Annotated in this window: 2 protein-coding genes and 1 pseudogene; 1 reads left to right on the top strand and 2 read right to left on the bottom strand. The window is 61.1% G+C overall.

Annotated elements, in window-relative coordinates:
- Window positions 1–52: 52 nt before the first annotated feature.
- Entirely contained in the window at window positions 53–367 is a 315-nt protein-coding gene (locus IQ26_RS38940; protein ID WP_145723587.1) for a DoxX family protein, read from the bottom strand.
- A gap of 112 nt (window positions 368–479) precedes the next feature.
- On the opposite strand from IQ26_RS38940, the pseudogene IQ26_RS38935 reads away from it, so the two are divergent.
- Window positions 480–1,386: pseudogene (locus IQ26_RS38935) on the top strand (LysR family transcriptional regulator).
- Window positions 1,387–1,585: 199 nt separating this feature from the next.
- Here the strand turns inward: IQ26_RS38935 and IQ26_RS41210 are convergent.
- The coding region (locus tag IQ26_RS41210; RefSeq protein ID WP_145723586.1) for a zinc-binding dehydrogenase at window positions 1,586–1,741 on the bottom strand (156 nt) is incomplete at its 5' end.

Genomic DNA, 1,741 nt, shown 5'->3' with positions numbered 1-1,741 from the left:
CGGCGCCTGACGCGGCTCGCGGAAAAGCGCCCAACAGCGGCCACATCGCCGCTTAGGCCGCCAAAACCTCATCGCCGTGCATCAAGGCGGCTAGCACGGTTAGACGCGGCTGGATGTGGGTGAGAGCGGGCAAGACGATGCCGATGCCGCCTGCCGCGTCGATGAAGCCGGTAAAGCGCAACAGCCCTGGATATTCGACGGGCCACGGGGTCTGCCACATCGCGGCCAAGGCCTCGACGGGCATGAAGAGCTTCTGGAAGCCGAACAGGATGAAGGCGACGAAAATCAGCACTTGGGCGATCCAGAGGCTGATCCGCAGGAACTTGCCTGCGGGCGGTTTAGCGGAGGGGGAGGCTAAGCCTTGCATGGGAGCTCCTGATGATGGGTGAATGGGAGTCGTTGGCGGGGAAATAGCCCTCGATATCGATCGAAAAAAGCTGGATAATATCAAAGATAATGATCCACTAAATGGATACATCATGCAGCCGAACCCAACCCTCGATCAGCTCCAGGTTTTCCTTGCCGTGACCGAAAGCGGCAGTTTCTCGGGCGCTCCGCGGGCGCTGAACCGCGCGCAATCCGTGGTCAGCTATGCGATTGCCAATCTGGAAGACCAGTTGGGCCTGGCGCTTTTCGACCGGACGGTAACAAAGCGGCCGCAACTGACCCCTGCGGGGAAAACCGTGCTGGAAGATGCGCGGCGCTTGCTTGGCGACCTTGACCTCATGCGCGCGCGGGTGAGGTCGCTGAATGAAGGTCTGGAAGGAGAGTTGAGCGTCGCCATCAGCAGCATCATGCCATCAGGCATCGTCGTCGAGGCGGCTGCGCGCCTTTCGCAGCCATTTTCCGACCGTATCGCTGAACGTGACGGTTGGCACGCTGGGGACTGTGGTCGATGCGGTCATTTCCGGGAAGGCCGTGATCGGCTTTGGCGGCTCGCTGGCGGATAGCCCCGATCAGATCCGTTTCGAGCGGATTGGCCATACCGCAATGGCTCCTGTTGCCGCGCCGGATCATCCGCTGGCAGAGCTGAGGCGGCCCCTGTCGCCAGCCGATGTGCGCGACGAAACCCAACTTGTTGTCTATGACGCCTCGGGCCTCACACGGGGGCGCAATTTCAACGTATTCTCGCTCAAGACTTGGCGGGTCAGCGACAATGCGACCAAGCATCTTTTCATCCGCGGCAGCCTTGGCTGGGGCGGGCTTCCGGTATCACTGGTGCAGGAGGATATCGCCAGCGGGCGCCTTGTCGCACTGCATTTCCCGGCTTTCAACCAGCCGGAATACCCCATTTACGCCATCGGCAATGTCGCCGCCCCGCCCGGACCCGCAGCGCGGTGGCTATCGGCCGAGGTACGGGCAAGGTTCGCTGGGGGAACCGGTTAGGATTCCGTCCCCTCCCGCAAACGACCCCTGGAAAGCAGATGACGCGGATAACCGCCATTCGGTGGTTGTCACACAAGGACGGTGGTGGGTCGAGGCGGTATGCCAAGACGAATAACGGGAACGAGTGCGTGCCAGGACATTGCGGTCATTTTGCAAAATATCTGCGCGTCGCAGATACCTCGAAGCTTGCGCGCGATAGCTACACGTCGATCACGATGGCGCCAACTACCTTGCGCGCTTCGGCCGCGCGGTGCGCCTCAACAATGTCGTTGAGCGGAAAGCGCGCGCCGATGTCGACAGCGACATGCTCTTCGTTAATCGCATTGAAAAGGTCGGCGGCATTTGCACGGAATGT

Source organism: Mesorhizobium tianshanense, from assembly GCF_007830515.1.
In the GTDB taxonomy this organism is placed as follows: domain Bacteria; phylum Pseudomonadota; class Alphaproteobacteria; order Rhizobiales; family Rhizobiaceae; genus Mesorhizobium; species Mesorhizobium tianshanense.
This window is presented reverse-complemented; position numbering and strand designations above follow the sequence as displayed.

Bases quoted from the DNA above. Each gene is read 5' to 3' on its own strand.
- IQ26_RS38940 (WP_145723587.1), bottom strand. From the start codon at position 367: ATGCAAGGCTTAGCCTCCCCCTCCGCTAAACCGCCCGCAGGCAAGTTC.